Annotated in this window: 14 protein-coding genes; 8 read left to right on the forward strand and 6 right to left on the reverse strand. The window is 58.3% G+C overall.

The genetic code is table 11. The annotated features are described in order from the left end of the window. Positions 1-33: 33 nt before the first annotated feature. Positions 34-978: a galactofuranosyltransferase GlfT1 gene (glfT1, locus tag O146_RS0109680; protein ID WP_051619388.1), complete on the forward strand. Its 945-nt coding sequence runs from the start codon at positions 34-36 to the stop codon at positions 976-978. Positions 979-1,053: 75 nt separating this feature from the next. Here glfT1 and O146_RS13055 read toward each other — a convergent pair whose 3' ends face one another. The 4 genes from O146_RS13055 to O146_RS11865 all read right to left on the reverse strand — a co-directional run bounded on the left by O146_RS13055 (position 1,054) and on the right by O146_RS11865 (position 3,054). Then, on the reverse strand, positions 1,054-1,590 hold the full coding sequence (locus O146_RS13055; RefSeq protein ID WP_244266840.1) for a hypothetical protein: 537 nt from the start codon (positions 1,588-1,590) through the stop codon (positions 1,054-1,056). Positions 1,591-1,626: 36 nt separating this feature from the next. Next, positions 1,627-2,094, reverse strand: coding sequence for a GtrA family protein (locus O146_RS0109690; RefSeq protein WP_023018545.1), 468 nt, complete (start codon positions 2,092-2,094; stop codon positions 1,627-1,629). An 83-nt stretch (positions 2,095-2,177) separates the two neighbouring features. Beyond that, positions 2,178-2,378: a hypothetical protein gene (locus O146_RS12260; RefSeq protein ID WP_208853951.1), complete on the reverse strand. Its 201-nt coding sequence runs from the start codon at positions 2,376-2,378 to the stop codon at positions 2,178-2,180. A gap of 52 nt (positions 2,379-2,430) precedes the next feature. Then, positions 2,431-3,054 carry a hypothetical protein gene (locus tag O146_RS11865; protein WP_155896267.1) on the reverse strand — a complete coding sequence of 208 codons (624 nt, stop codon included), beginning with the start codon at positions 3,052-3,054 and terminating at the stop codon, positions 2,431-2,433. 45 nt (positions 3,055-3,099) lie between these two features. Between O146_RS11865 and O146_RS0109700 the strand changes: the two genes are divergently transcribed. The 7 genes from O146_RS0109700 to O146_RS0109730 all read left to right on the forward strand — a co-directional run bounded on the left by O146_RS0109700 (position 3,100) and on the right by O146_RS0109730 (position 13,937). Then, positions 3,100-3,348 carry a hypothetical protein gene (locus O146_RS0109700; protein ID WP_021353564.1) on the forward strand — a complete coding sequence of 83 codons (249 nt, stop codon included), beginning with the start codon at positions 3,100-3,102 and terminating at the stop codon, positions 3,346-3,348. Positions 3,349-3,356: 8 nt separating this feature from the next. Then, the gene (gene dprE1, locus O146_RS0109705) at positions 3,357-4,772 is read left to right on the forward strand and encodes a decaprenylphosphoryl-beta-D-ribose oxidase (protein WP_027018337.1); all 1,416 of its coding nucleotides are present in this window, start codon (positions 3,357-3,359) and stop codon (positions 4,770-4,772) included. Positions 4,773-4,820: 48 nt separating this feature from the next. Next, positions 4,821-5,582, forward strand: coding sequence for a decaprenylphospho-beta-D-erythro-pentofuranosid-2-ulose 2-reductase (dprE2, locus tag O146_RS0109710; protein WP_027018338.1), 762 nt, complete (start codon positions 4,821-4,823; stop codon positions 5,580-5,582). A gap of 30 nt (positions 5,583-5,612) precedes the next feature. Next, complete coding sequence (locus tag O146_RS0109715) at positions 5,613-7,526, forward strand: galactan 5-O-arabinofuranosyltransferase (RefSeq protein WP_027018339.1); 1,914 nt, start codon at positions 5,613-5,615, stop codon at positions 7,524-7,526. 90 nt (positions 7,527-7,616) lie between these two features. Further along, positions 7,617-10,952, forward strand: a complete 3,336-nt coding sequence (locus tag O146_RS0109720; RefSeq protein ID WP_027018340.1) for an arabinosyltransferase domain-containing protein — start codon at positions 7,617-7,619, stop codon at positions 10,950-10,952. A gap of 3 nt (positions 10,953-10,955) precedes the next feature. Beyond that, positions 10,956-12,980 (forward strand): DUF6541 family protein, encoded by a 2,025-nt coding sequence (locus tag O146_RS11870; RefSeq protein ID WP_051619391.1) that lies wholly within the window; start codon positions 10,956-10,958, stop codon positions 12,978-12,980. Between the two features lie 24 nt (positions 12,981-13,004). After that, positions 13,005-13,937 (forward strand): GDP-mannose 4,6-dehydratase, encoded by a 933-nt coding sequence (locus tag O146_RS0109730; RefSeq protein WP_023018551.1) that lies wholly within the window; start codon positions 13,005-13,007, stop codon positions 13,935-13,937. A gap of 60 nt (positions 13,938-13,997) precedes the next feature. Here the strand turns inward: O146_RS0109730 and O146_RS0109735 are convergent, their stop codons facing one another. Further along, the gene (locus O146_RS0109735) at positions 13,998-14,405 is read right to left on the reverse strand and encodes a DUF2304 domain-containing protein (protein WP_126850157.1); all 408 of its coding nucleotides are present in this window, start codon (positions 14,403-14,405) and stop codon (positions 13,998-14,000) included. Beyond that, positions 14,406-15,098, reverse strand: a complete 693-nt coding sequence (locus tag O146_RS0109740; RefSeq protein WP_021352075.1) for a glycosyltransferase family 2 protein — start codon at positions 15,096-15,098, stop codon at positions 14,406-14,408. Positions 15,099-15,107: the final 9 nt, after the last annotated feature.

A 15,107-nucleotide genomic window follows, 5' to 3' on the forward strand; every position in this document is an offset into this window, starting at 1 on the left:
GTTACCCCCAACCTCAGCAATAGGATGGATTCCATGACAGCTTATTCTGCTTCGCCAGAGCCAACCTCTACGTCGTCGCTGCACCGTACAGGCACGACCGCCGCGGTGATCGTGACCCACCGGCGTGCCGAATTATTGCGCGCCTCGCTTGAGCAGGTGGTTGCGCAAACGCACCCGGTGGACTGGATCATCGTCGTCGACAATGGCGCGGAAGCTGCGGTGGAAACGCTTGTCGACGAATTAGCTGGCGAGCGTGGCCACTATTTGCCGAGCCACACGAACCTCGGTGGTGCCGGCGGTTTCGCTTATGGTTTTCTCACGGCCCTCGCGCTGGGCGCGGATGCCATTTGGTGTGCCGACGACGACGGGCGCCCCGCCGATAGGCACGTGCTGGACAAGCTGTATTCCGTGGCCGAATCCCACGGGCTGCACCAGGTCAGCCCAGTCGTGTGCAATATCAACGATCCGCAGCGCCTGGCCTTTCCGCTGCGGCAGGGCCTGGTTTGGCGTCGGCGCGTGGATGAGTTGGACGGCGAGTTTTTGCCGGGCATCGCCTCGCTGTTTAACGGCGCGCTGATTTCGGCTGCCGCCATGGAGCAGATCGGAGTGCCGGATTATCGTCTGTTTATCCGCGGAGATGAGGTGGAATACCACCGCCGCCTGGTCAATTCCGGTTTACGTTTTGGCACGTGCCTGACCGCGGCGTATTTACACCCGGATGGTGCCGACGAGTTCAAGCCGATTCTCGGTGGCAAGATGCACACGCAATTTCCCGATAATCCAGGCAAGCGATTTTTCACCTACCGCAACCGGGGTTATATCTTGTGGCAGCGTGGAATGAAGAAGCTGTTGCCGCAGGAATTCGCCCGCTTTGGGTGGTTCTTCTTGGTGCAGCGTCGTGATTTCGCTGGTTTTAAAAACTGGTTGCGATTGCATAATCGGGGACGCACGGAAGATTTCCGTCGACCTCAGGGTTAAGAAAACTGTTACCTGGGCTTTACAGGTGGTGCTATGACACCGCTGTCGGCTGTCCAGGCCGGGAGCGTGATTAATTTAGACTGTCCAAGGTTTGCCGTAGTTAATATCCGGGGTGCTGGCATGAGGAAACGGGGCAAGAAGATAAGCACTCATCCAAGGACACGGAACCCTCCAAAGATGAAGATCCTGCCGATTCCACACTATGTCACCATATTCATCTCCGGTTTCAGCTTGGGCTGGCCAAGGCCGTGGCACACCCACATAATTCATGGGAATAGTGGCTCTACGCCCCACCGGATCCATCCACTCAAAGTCTTCCTCCCAGCCCTCGCAAGTAATACCACTGAAATACACAAAAACTTCTTTTGGTGTGCCGGAGACTTCGTGAGGATTTTCCAGGATTAATTCTTCATACCAAATATCATGCTCAACTTGTTTACCTTTTTCTATCCAATCCAACACCTCATTTTCACTAAAACTGGCGCCAGCTAGGACCTGCTTACCCCACCTCATATCCATATTATCCAGCGGCTTTCGGTTGACATAAGCTAGAAAAATCTTGTCAAGTGGAGCAGGCTGCAAAGTATTTTTCATTGATTCCATCGACTCCATCAAGGAACCTCACAATCTGACGTTGGGGGTTGCGCGTTAAATCGGCTCAGCGTTTTTAAAAATGAACAGGCGCTGCACGAAGAAGTTGATGACCGTGGCAGTACCCTGCGCGATCACGAACGAAACCGCCAGAGCAATCGAATCTGCCCAGCCGAAAACTTCCGAAAACAACTCGAAAAGCAGGCGCGAACCACCGACGTTAATCAGATAAGTCATCGTGTACAGCAACGCCACCGCCGCGAAGCGTCGGAAAGATTTCTGCGCCCGGAACGTCCACGCGCGGTTCAGCAAATACGCCGTCAGCGTGCCAAAAATAAAACCAACGGTACGAGCCCAAAACGGAGCCAACGCTTCCAGGCCGATCTGCAGAATCCACGTCAACGAAAAGTCCACGATCGCGGCGACGATGCCCGTGAGCAAGAATTTCAGCGACTGTGTCTGCAGCTTCTTCGAATCATCCACCGACGACGAACGCAACGCCTGCACCGCGGAAAACTTAGGCATGAAACTCACTCGACTTTCTCGGCAAACAATCTGCCAGCAACGGCAAAACCAGCAAGGGCAAACAACAACTGCACAGATCCTACCTAACCGGCAGCATCGGCACCGCGCAACACCACGCGATACACATCCAACCGGTCCACCGGCGCCACCGCCGCCACACACTGTGCCAACACGGCAAGCGAATCCGCGCACAACTGGCGTGGCTGAGCGCTCTGGCCTGTCTGGCCTGATTGCCCAGAATCTCCCAGAGCAGCAAACAACACCCCGGCGATCTCGTCGGTCATTTCCGGCCCACCCATGCACGAAAGTCCCAGCACACAAGCCCAAAACGCTTCCCTACGCCGCGGCTCGGTTTCCAGCGGCAACTGTTCCAACCGCGCGCACCTGTGCATCGACCGTGCACTCTCGGCGCACGTCAATCGCCTGCAACAACGGCACCAGATCCGTCACGCCGGAACGGCGAATCAACGCCCCGACTTCCGGGTTTACCTCCGCCAACACCTGATCAATGGCATCCGGCCCCGTCAACTGCGCGTTAATCGCGGTGAGATCAAATTTACTGCCCAAAAACGAGCCCGAGCCGCCGACGCACAACGCCACCGGGGTTTCCTTATCGCGCGGGTACGTCTCCACGGTCTGCAGCTGAAAGACCCACAGGCCCCAGTGAAAATTCAAACCGGCGTGCTCACTGCCCAGGTATTCACCAACCAGATGCTGTGGGTCGAGCCGGGAGGTTTCTACACGCAAGCTCGTCGGCAAGCGACCCGTCGTCGTGAAGTGCCAGGGGGTTTGCTCATCACGCAGATCAAAACAAGTGGCCAACACGTCGGCAAGCTCCGCCAAATCCAGGGATTCGGAGACCCCGATATGGCGGTGAATTTCATAATCGTCACGCACCAGGGAGGCACGCACGATGACAGTCCGCTCCCGCAAATACACGACGTTGCTGTGCCTGCGCATACGCCCCAGGGTAGACGAGCAGGCCAGAACACGTAGGCTTAAAGCATGTTCGGAAAACGGAAAAAAGACTCCTATGACGCCGAAAATGACCGTCTGAACGGCTCTTATATTGCATCGCAGGAAACCAACCTGCCACTCAATGAGTTCATGACGCGCCTGTTCGCCGAGGAGCTTCCCATGTTGGATAGCACCTCCCGGCGCGAGGTCTATCGCCTGTTGCGCGAATACGACGGAGACACGATCACCTCACAGGACGAGTTGCCTGCCCCCATCCGCCATTTGATGGACTTATAGTAGTAATTATGGAATTACACACCAGCGAAGCCACCCTGCACGGCTGGGGCCGCACGGCCCCGACCCGCGCGCAAGTTCTGAGCACGGAAGACCTCGACACCATCGTCGCGGCCGTCAAGCAGGTTGCCGACGATAACGCTGACAAGCCCGACCACCTCAAGCGTGGCGTCATCGCCCGCGGCATGGGCCGCTCCTACGGCGACCCGGCCCAAAACGCGGGTGGTTTGGTCATCGATATGCAGCGCTTCAACAAGATCCATTCCATCGACCCGGACACCGCCTTGGTGGTCGTCGATGGTGGCGTGACCCTGGATCAGTTGATGAAGGCCGCCCTGCCGTATGGCCTGTGGGTTCCCGTACTGCCTGGTACGCGCCAGGTGACCATCGGTGGTGCGATCGGGCCGGATATTCACGGCAAAAACCACCACTCGGCTGGTTCTTTTGGCAATCACGTCGTGTCTATGGATCTGCTGGTAGCCAGTGGCGAGATCCTGACGCTGAAGCCGGAAGGTTCCGAGGATGATCCAGACGGCGAGCTGTTCTGGGCGACGGTTGGCGGCATGGGTTTGACCGGCATCATCGTGCATGCAACGATCCGCATGACCAAAACCGAAACCGCGTTTTTCATTGCCGATGGCGATTTGACCAGCAACTTTGATGAGACCATCGAGTTTCATGCCGACGGCTCCGAGCACAACTACACCTATTCCTCGGCCTGGTTCGACGCCATCAGCCCGGAACCGAAACTAGGCCGCGCCGCGATTTCGCGCGGCAGCTTGGCGACGTTGGATCAACTGAAAGAGCTTTCCCCGAAGCTGGCGAAGGACCCGTTGAAGTTCAGCGCACCGCAGCTTGTGACCGTGCCAGATATTTTCCCGAACTTCACCATGAATAAACTGACGATGAAAGCCGTCGGCCAGGCGTGGTGGCTGAAATCCGGTGAATACCGTGACCAGGTGCAGAACCTGACGCAGTTTTATCAGCCGCTGGATTTGATTGGTGAATGGAACCGTGGCTATGGTTCGCGCGGCTTTTTGCAGTACCAGTTCGTGGTGCCACGCGAAGCCACGAGTGAATTGAAGTCCATCGTCCGTTCCATCCAGGCCTCGGGCCACTACAGTGCACTGAACGTCTTCAAGCTCTTCGGCGAAGGCAACCGCGCTCCGTTGTCCTTCCCGATGCCGGGCTGGAATATCTGCGTGGACTTTCCCATCAAACCGGGCCTGGGGCACTTCTTGGACGAGTTGGACAAGCGCGTGCTGGATTTCGGCGGCCGCTTGTACTTGGCAAAGGAATCGCGCACCTCTGCAGAGAAATTCCACCAGATGTACCCACAGATGCAGTCGTGGTTGGATACCCGTAATCAGATTGACCCGACCGGCGTATTCGCTTCGGATATGTCGCGTCGTCTGGAACTGCACTAAGCCCACAAGCTGCACTAATCCCCAAAGATTTTTAAGGACCCTATTTTTATGTTGAATGCTGTAGGTCAAGCCCAGCACATTTTGTTGCTCGGCGGAACCAGTGAAATTGGCGTCGGCATCGCCCGCGAGCTGCTGTCGGCCGGCCCGGCCAAGGTCACTCTGGCTGCGCGCAAGGATTCGCCGCGCGTGGCTGATTCCAAGCGCACCCTGGAAAATGCCGGTGCCAGCGAGGTCAACGTCATTGATTTCGACGCCACCGATTACGATTCCCACCCAGCCGTGCTGGACGAAGCCTTTGCTGCCGGCGATGTGGATGTCGCGGTGGTTGCCTTCGGTACGTTGGGTGACCAGGAAGAATTGTGGCAATCCCACGAAGCCGCGGTGGCTTCGGCCCAGGTGAATTACACCGGCCCAGTGTCGGTGGGCGTGGCACTCGGCCAGAAAATGCGCCAGCAGGGCCACGGCACCATCGTCGCGTTGTCGTCGGTGGCGGGTATGCGTGTGCGTCGTTCCAACTTCGTCTACGGTGCCGCCAAGGCAGGCATGGACGGGTTCTACGTCAACTTGGGTGAAGCCCTGCGCGATTCCGGCGTGAACGTGCTGGTCGTGCGCCCAGGCCAGGTACGCACCAAGATGTCAGCGGAAGCCGGCGAGGCCCCTCTGACCGTCAATGTCGACGACGTCGCCAAGGCCACCGTCGAGGCGATCAAAGACGGCAAGGACAATATCTTCGTCCACCCGCTGTTCCGCTACGTCTCGCTGGCGTTCCAGTTCATCCCACAGGCGATTTTCCGTCGCCTGCCGTTCTAAGCTTCCTGCCTGCCCGACAAGAAACCCTGAATGAACAAACCAGACCAACTCACCCGGCCCCAGATTTTCACGGCCCTAGCCTGCACGGGGCTGGGCAGTTTTGTCGTCGCACTCGTCGCCTGGATCATCCTGGATCGAACGAATCTACCGGCTTTTAATACCTCCATGGTCACCCGCGCGCTGGCCACCGCATTCGCGGTCGGCTTGCTCGTGCTGGTGGCCGTGTTGTTGTGGCAGTGGCGCAAAACTGACAACCGCGCACAGCCCCAATGGCATACCGCGCTAACTTACCTGGTCAGCTACCTCTCGCCTGCCGGGCTGACCATCGCTACGCTGGGTATTCCGCTTTCTGCAACTCGCCTGTGGCTTGACGGCCTGCAAGTAGACCAGCTGTTCCGCACACAGTTCCTCACCCGAACCGCTACCAACCTTGGCCACCAGGACATGAATTACCTGGATATGCCCACTTACTACCCGCTGGGCTGGTTCTGGGGTGGCGGGCGTTTGGCGAACCTGCTGGATATGCCCGGTTGGGAGGTTTATCAGCCGTGGGCGCTAGTGTCCTTGGCGACGGCCGCCGCGCTGCTCGTTCCCGTGTGGCAAGCCTTAACCGGATCGTTGCCCCTGGCGACGACTTTGGCGCTCGCGAATACTGCGGTGACGCTTTCTATGGCGGCAGATGAACCTTATGCTGCCATCGTCGGCATGGGTATAGCTCCGGCGGTAGTGATGGCTGCCCGCGCAGTGCGTGGCTCCTGGTTGGCTGTCGCTGGTGTGGCGGTCTACCTGGGAGTTTCCGCCACAATGTACACGCTGTTCGTCGGCGTGACTGCGCTGATCACCATTGTGCTAACCATCCACTATTTCTGGACCAGCCAACCGGGCCGGCGCAACCTCGGACCGTTTATCCGCCTGGCGGTCATGGGGCTGGGTTCTATGGCTATCGCTGCCATCTCATGGGGCCCATATCTGTATTTGGTAGCCACGGCAGACTACAAACCGTCGTCAGTCGCTCAGCACTTCCTGCCGTCCGAAGGAACGCAGGTTCCGCTGCCATTTTTCGAGTTTTCCGCGCTCGGCTTCTTTAGCTTGCTCGGCTTGCTCTACTTGGTGCTGCGCAGCAAGCGCCGTCCGTTGTTAATCGCCACCATCGTGCTCTACGGCTGGGTGCTGGCCTCAATGTTGATGACGTTGTTGGGCTCCACGTTGCTGGGCTTCCGCATCGAACTACCGATCGCACTGATCTTGTCAACCGCAGGCTTTTTCGCCTTCGCCGATGCCGACCGCACCGCGGTGGTGCGCTTTTTCGAGTCTCGGAAGCTCACGTTGTCCGCCCGCCAGCTCTCCGGCGCTTTCACAGTGCTACTGGTGGCAATCAGCATTGGCTATGCGCAGCAGATTTCCGTAACCAACGAAGATGAAATTGACCACGCATATACCGACACTGACGGCTACGGCGAACGCGCCGACCAATTCGCCCCAGGTTCGGCGAAATACTTCCAGAAGATCGTCGCGACGCTCGGTGCTGCAGGCCACTCCCCACAGCAAACGGTTGTGCTGACCGACGAAAACCTACTGCTGTCTTATTACCCGTTCTATGGGTTCAATGGTTTCACCTCGCACTATGCCAACCCGATGGGGCAATTCACAGAGCGCAACGACACCATCAAGCATTGGGCGGAAGCGTCATTCGAAGAGCTTTCCGACCCCCAGGATTTCGCCGCCGCTCTGGAGGACGAGCAGTGGAAGGGCCCGGATGTTTTCGTCTTCCGCGGCGATAAAAACGACGAGGAATACAAGACGCACATCGCGGTGGATCTGTACCCGAATAACCCGAATGTGGCCTATCAAGGGGTATTTTTCAACGCCGAGGTTTTCGCAGACCAAAGTTTGTGGGATGTCGAACAGATCGGGCCTTATGTGGTGATTAATCGCACCAAGTAAGCACACCCAATAGTGCGCTGGTCACATGGGCCAGAACAAGGGCCCAGTCAAGACCAATTTTCGGCTGCGGCTGGGCTAAACTGACACGTTGTGTCACCTCAACCTCTCAACCCCCAGTCAGTCGGAACCGAGGAATCAGCACAGCGAGCAGCCAGTGCCCACAGCGCCTCGAACCCCACCGCAGCCGCACATGCAAAAAAGCTCCAACTCACGGCGATCATCACCGGCGTCGTGGGCTTTTTGCTGTTTATTGCCACTCCGCTGCTGCCGGTCACCCAAACGCAATCCTCGTTCGCTTGGCCGCAAAATGACTCACTGAATTCCGTCAACGCACCACTGATTTCCGTGGCCCCGGAATCTTTCCATGCCACGATTCCGGTTTCTGCGCTGGATCAGCTGCGCGACGAACAAACCCTGGTGTTAGGCACGGTCCCGGAGGATTCCACTGAGGCCTCCAACCGCGGGTTATTCGTGCGTTCTACCGATGGTGGCTTGGACGTTTTTGCGCTCGACGAGGTGCTACTGAGCCTGCAGGAATCGCAGGTCGCTGCGCTTGCCGACGACGCACTGATCGATATTGCGGTTACTGCAGACGGTGCTGAGGTAGCCGTCGGCAAGCATTCCGCGGAGACTGAAGATGATCTGCGCCCGCAGGTCACCGGCATTTACACCGAGATCGAGGACACCCCGGAAAATGTGGCCACGCTGACCGCAGCAGGCCTGGATGTGGACGTGGAGATCAACTCGCGGTTTACCTCCACCCCAACGCTCGCGAAATCGCTGGCGATGGGGCTGGGTGTGTTCTTCATGGTGCTTTCGCTGATCGCTTTGGCGCGGATGGATCTGCTGGATGGCCGAAAGGACCTGCGGGTGCTGCCGCCGCATTGGTTTAAGTTGCGGCCGCTGGATGGCCTAGTGGTGGCGGTGCTGGCGTTCTGGCACGTTTTTGGTGCAAACACCTCGGACGACGGCTATATCCTGACGATGGCGCGGGTGACTGAACACGCCGATTATATGGCGAATTATTACCGCTGGTATGGCGTGCCGGAATCACCGTTTGGTACCCCGTACTACGATCTTCTGGCGCTTTTTGCTTCGGTATCCACGAACTCGCTGTGGATGCGCCTGCCTGCGCTGCTGTGTGGTCTGGCGATCTGGTGGGTACTTTCCCGCGAGATTCTGCCGCGCCTGGGCGAGATGGTGAACGAACGACGCGTGGCACATTGGACCGCCGCGCTAGTGTTTTTGGCCTTCTGGTTGCCTTTCAACAACGGTATCCGCCCGGAGCCATTCGTCGCCCTGGGCGTGGTGCTCACCTGGGTATCTTTTGAGCGGGCGATTGTGGCTCAGCGTCTGCTGCCTGCGGCGATTGGCACCTTCATCGCAACGGTCACCTTGGCCGCGGGACCGACGGGACTGTTTGCGGTCGGTTCGTTCCTGATCGCGCTGCCTTATTTGCTGCGGATTCTGTTCTACCGCCTGCAGTTGTTGGAAGGTGGCAAGCTGACGGCCGCGGCGATGATCGCACCGTTTTTGGCTGCCGGAACCATGATCATGGTGATGATCTTCAACAACCAAACCATCGCGACGGTCATGGAATCTACCCGCGTGCGCGGCGAGGTCGGTCCGTCGTTGGAGTGGTTCTTCGAGTTCGTCCGCTACCAGACCTTGTTTGAACAAACCGTGGATGGCTCGTTTACCCGCCGCTTCGGCCCGGTGGTGATGTTCGCCTGCATCGTCCTGATTCTGTACGCGTTTGTGCGGGACCGGAAGATGGCGAATGGCCCGGCGTTGCGCCTGGTGTTGATCGTGTTCGTCTCGCTGTTCTTCCTCATGTTCACCCCGACGAAGTGGACCCACCACTTCGGTATCTACGCAGGTATTGCCGCCGCAATCGCAGCACTGGGTGCAGTGGTGCTTTCGCAGGTAGCGGTGCGCTCCCGGCGCGCTCGTGTGCTGTCGATCGCAGGCGTGTTGTTCCTGCTGGCGTTCACTCTGGCCGGTTGGAATGCCTGGTGGTATGTGTCGTCGTTTGGTATCCCTTGGTGGGATCGCACGATCCAGTTGCGCGGTGTCGAAGCCACCAACGTTGTGTTGCTGTTGGCTCTGATCGTGTTGCTAGTCGGCGTCGTTTATTCTTTCCGCTCGCCGAAACCAGAACGCAATACGCGTTGGGCTGGTGTAATGGCGGCACCAATCGCGGTGGTTTCTGCGCTAGCGGTTGCGCTGTCGATGGCGTCATTCGCGAAAGCTTTTGTGGATCAATACCCGTCGTATTCCATCGGCAAGGGAAATCTGCAGGCGTTGACGGGGGGCCATTGCGCGCTTGCCGACGACGCCTTGTTAGAAACCAATACCAATGATTCGTTCTTGCGTCCGGTTAATGGGGAACTCGGCGAATCGCTCGAGGCTGGTGACTCGCGCGGTTTCACCCCAAATGGTGTGCCTTCTGAGATCGAGCCGGATGGTGGCGATTCAGCTGCTGTCGGTGTGATCGGTGATGCCGATTCGCCAACCAGCGCGGGCCAGGGTTCGGAATCGACTGAGGAAACCGAGGACGGTACCCGTGCCGATGCCGGCGTAAACGAATCCACCATCCGTCTGCCATTCAACCTGGACTATAACCGGGTGCCAGTGTTGGGTTCGTGGGTGGATAAATCCGAGCCACAGGCAGCCGCAGAGCTGAGCACAGGCTGGTATGAACTGCCGGAACGCCGCGAGTCGGCCCCGCTGCTGGTCGTCTCTGCCGCTGGTCGCATCGCCCACCACGACATCAACGGCATCGAGCAAGAAGGCGAAGAGCTGTTGCTGGAATACGGCACCCGCGGTGCGGATGGCAAGGTCAAAAACACCAAGAAGGTGGAGATGATGGACGTCGGCCAGCGCCCGGACTGGCGCAACCTGCGCTTCCCACTGGAGGAAATCCCCGAAGACGCCGACGTGGTGCGCTTGGTGGCCGAGGACTATTCGCTGGACCCGGAAGACTGGATCGCGCTGACCCCGCCACGCAACCCGGAGTTGGAGCCGGTGAGCCAACGTTTCGACGGCGATACCCCGGCGCTGCTGGACTGGTCGACGGCCTTCCAGTTCCCGTGCCAGCGCCCGTTTGACCACTACGCAGGCGTCACAGAGATCCCAGAATTCCGCGTGTTGCCGGATTCTGATGCGCAATCCCAGCTGGGTGGTTTCCAGGACTACTACGGTGGTGGCGCGATGGCCACGGCAGAAGCCGTGAACTGGTCCTATGAAATCCCCGGATATTTGGATGGCGACTGGAACCGCGACTGGGGTGCGGTGCACAAATACGAGCTGCGACGCGATTCTGCAGGCAATGCGCCGGATGAAGCTACGATCGACTACAGCGAGCACACCCGCAGCGGTCTGTGGCACAGCTCGGATATGAAAATCCGTAAAGAACGGAGTTAAGCAATGGACGCAGCGGTTTTCGTCGCCAGTCTCATCGCCGTGGTGATCTTGCCCGGGTTGCTGGTTGGCTGGCGGGCTCGCCTGTCAGTGCCAGTTGCTCTGCTGGCGGCACCGGCGATTACGTTTGGCATCGTCGCTGCTGGTGTACAAATAAGCAACGTGTTTGGGGCTGGCTGGCGCTTGCCGACGGCCGCGATCACCTTGCTGGTTGCCGTTGTGCTGGCGGAATTGTGGGGGCGTCTGGTGCCCGTACCGGTAGCGTCGACGCTAGCGCCGAAGCGCCGTCGTTGGGAAGCAAAAGATTGGCTTCCGGTTGCCGGTGTGGGCGCGGGTGCACTGAGCATCGGCGGAATGTACTGGAATTACTTGGCGGATATGCCACATGGCATCAACAATGTCTTCCAAGGCTGGGACGCGCACTGGCACGCGAATGTGCTGGCGTTTATCAGTGAGGAAGGTATTGCGGCTCCGGGCGAGATGGGCGCGTTGCATCACCAGTTCACTGGCGCCCCGATGTACTACCCCACCGCGTGGCATTCCGTCGTTTCCATTCCTGCGCGCTGGGTGGATCTCACCACGATGGCCGAGTACAACCTCGGGTCCGGCATCATGCTGGCTTTGGTGACTCCTTGGGCAGTGGCTGCATTGGCTGGCCTGCTGGGTGGGCGTGCGGTGGCCGGCATCGCTGGAGCCGGCACCGCGTTTTTCCCGGCACTGCCATGGATCGAGATTCGTGTGGCAGCAATCCCCGCTGCTACCTCAATGATGCTGGGGGTCATGGCGGCGATGTTGACGATCCATTGCCTGCGCGATCGCCGAGCCATCCCCTTTGCCATCTTCGCGTTGTTTGGTGCACTGAGCAGTCAGCCCCAGGGTTTGTTGGTGGCGGTGTTCCTGGTGGTGTTCTACTGGCTTTTCCATGCGCTGTTCGCACCGACGCGCTCACGCTTGGGCGATTTCTTAACTTTGGCCGCGGTGGGCCTCGGTGCAGTGGCTACCGCCATTCCGGCTGCTGTGTTTCTGTTTGGCAACGAGGATGCAGAAGATTTCGGTGATTTCGCCCGTACCTTCGAGGTCCAGGGAATTGACCGCGCGGAAAGCTGGCGTTTGGCTGCGGGATTGCTCACGAGGCACACGAATGAATTTGGCCCTACTTGGCATTTGCTGATCATCGGTGGCATTGGTGCGCTGGTTTTGCTGGCTCGCAAAACCGTCTGGCCTATTTTGCTGTGGGCTTTTGGCGTGGCCTTGTCTGCGCACGCCATGAAGTATTTTGAAACCCCGGTGGGAGATTTCCTACAAGAGATTGTGAGCCCGTTTTATTCGGATGCCCGGCGCATCAACGTGTGGGTATCCATTCTGGTGGCGGCCACAGCTGCTCTACTGCTGGGGTGGATCATCCACAAAGTAGCCGCGGCGATGAACAAAGACCGCATCCGTAAACTACCCGTCACAGTCGGGGCCACCAGCGTCGTTATCGCTATCGTGGCGGGTACTTCCCTAATCACGTTGCAAGAACCGGCCCGGGCACTATCCCAAGATTCGCGCTCTGGCCGCCTGGTGAGCGAGCGCGACCTGCGCGCCTATGATTGGTTGGCTGAACAGCCGAAAGCCTATGACGGGCACATTTTTGTGAACCCGGATGAAGGAAACGGCTGGATGTATGCCTATAACCGGCTTCCTAGCACCGCACGGCATTATTTCTATACCGGTGCCGTAGAACCGGAGCTAACCGCGCTTTTCCATACCCTGGACCAGGCGGGTTCGGGTACTAACGACGGCGAAGAAGTCGACGCCATCCTCAAACGCATGAACATAAACTATGTGTTCATCAGTCCACCGAATTTTTGGGGTCCAGAAAAGCAACCACCCAATGACGTCTTGCTGAACTTGCGAGATACCGCGCCTGGACTCACCGAAGTGTACCGCCACCGCGAAGTCACCATCTACGCCGTCGACGAAATGTTTAGTGCCGCAGAATTGGAAAAGATCCTGGAGAATAGCCCCTACCCGCCGCAGACACCATAGGGCGGAAGGCGTAACCTTAGGGTCATGAAGGCTTTGGTTACCGGCGGCGCCGGATTCATCGGTTCTACATTGGTCGATCAACTTTTGGCACGGGGCGACGAGGTTGTCGCCCTAGATAACCTCAGTCGAGGTAACCGTGCCAACTTAGAACTGGCGCGCGACCATGACGGTTTCAGTTTCGTGGAAGCCGACATCATCACCGGCGATCTCGAAAGCATCTGTGCAGAACATGAGCCAGAAGTAATTTTCCACCTGGCCGCGCAGATCGACGTGCGCCACTCCGTGACGGATCCATTGCATGATGCGCAAGCCAATATTATTGGCACGATTCGTCTGGCCGAAGCCGCGCGGAAAACGGGGGTCCGCAAAATTGTTGGTACACCATCCGGTGGTTCTATTTATGGGGTTCCGGACGACTACCCAGTTGATGAATCCACAGCAATTGATCCGCACTCGCCGTATGCGGCCAGCAAGGCAGCTGGCGAGATTTATTTGAATACCTACCGGCACCTCTACGGCCTGGAGTGTTCGCATATTGCACCGGCGAATGTCTACGGCCCGCGGCAAGACCCGCACGGGGAAGCCGGCGTAGTAGCGATCTTCGCGCAGCGGTTGTTGTCCGGTGAGCCCACGAAAGTCTTCGGCACCGGCAGCAATACCCGGGATTATATTTTCGTCGACGACGTGGTCGCGGCCTACCTGGCGGCTTCTGGCACCGCAGGTGGTGGCGAGCGCTTCAATATCGGTACGGGTGTGGAAACTTCAGACCGGCAGCTGCACACCTTGGTTGCCGCGGCCGCTGGGGCCCCGGATACCCCAGAATTTGCCCCGGCGCGCCTGGGCGATGTGCCACGCAGCTGCCTGAACCCAGCCAAAGCTGAACAGTTGTTAGGTTGGCGCCCGCAGGTAGATATCGCAGAAGGTGTGGCGAAAACCGTGGAATACTTCCGCAGCTAGGACCAGTCGCAGCTAGGACTGGTAGCTACTAAGCCCGGTCACCGCTGGGCCTAATCATTATTAGGCCCAGTTTTCTCTGGCACCGGTTGGCTCCGCATTATCCGCATCATTCAAATCATCCGCGTCATTCAAATCATCCGGAGCCTGGGCATTGCTCAACGCCACCGCACGCGCCAGCCGGGCAAAGCGTAGTTCTTGTTCGCGGAAGCGCAGATACGAGCTGACCGTGACAAACACGAAGGCTACGATCAGCGCATAAAGCATCAAATCGGTTCCCCGCTGCACGCCCACCAGTTGCGCCACCCACGTCGTCGCGTCGGGGAACAGCACCGCGAAAATAGCAAGGATCAGAAATGTCACGAAGCCGATTTTCACGCCGGCTTTCGCGCGTGCCTTGCGGCGGTTGCTCAGGAAATACAGCGTCAACGCGGCAACCGCGATGACCAGCAGAATTTGAATCAACAACATTTAATCCAGCCTCTTTCCCAGTAGCCCGTCGGCAAGAATATTGACACCATTGAACAGTGACTGGCCCTTCGACATGGAATATTCGGTGTACAGCACGTCGACGGGTTCTTCGCCCACAGCCCAATCGCCGCTGCCCATAATGTCCACGAATTCACTGGCGTGGCTCATTCCGTTCATGCGTAGTTGCAGTGCATTGCCGAAGCGATGCCCCATCACGCGCAAGCCATTGTGGGCGTCGCTTAAGCCCAGGCGTTTTAACTTCGGCGACAGTGCCACCACGATGCGCAACACGATGCGCTTCAGCAGCGGAACCTGGGAAGATTCGCGTTCGTAAGCGCCAAAACGCGTACCAACGACGATGTCTAGGTCATCTTGGCGCAACCGGGCAATCATATTCTCCACGTCGTGGACCTGGTGTTGCCCGTCGGCGTCGAAGGTGACAAAAATGCGTGCACCGGGTTGTGCACGCGCGTATTCCACGCCGGTTTGGATCGCCGCCCCCTGCCCCAAGTTCACTGGGTGTTGCACCAGGTGCGCGCCGCCAGCCAGGATTTGTTCTGGTGAGCCGTCCTTGGAGCCATCATCAACCGCGACGATATTTGGAAAGGTCTTTCGCGCGTTTGCGATTACGTCACGGATCACCGTCGCTTCATTGAAGCACGGGATCACCAGCCAGACATCGGAATATTTCATCAAGCGTTA

Origin of the sequence: Corynebacterium pseudodiphtheriticum DSM 44287, from assembly GCF_000688415.1 — a bacterium.
GTDB classification, from domain to species: domain Bacteria; phylum Actinomycetota; class Actinomycetes; order Mycobacteriales; family Mycobacteriaceae; genus Corynebacterium; species Corynebacterium pseudodiphtheriticum.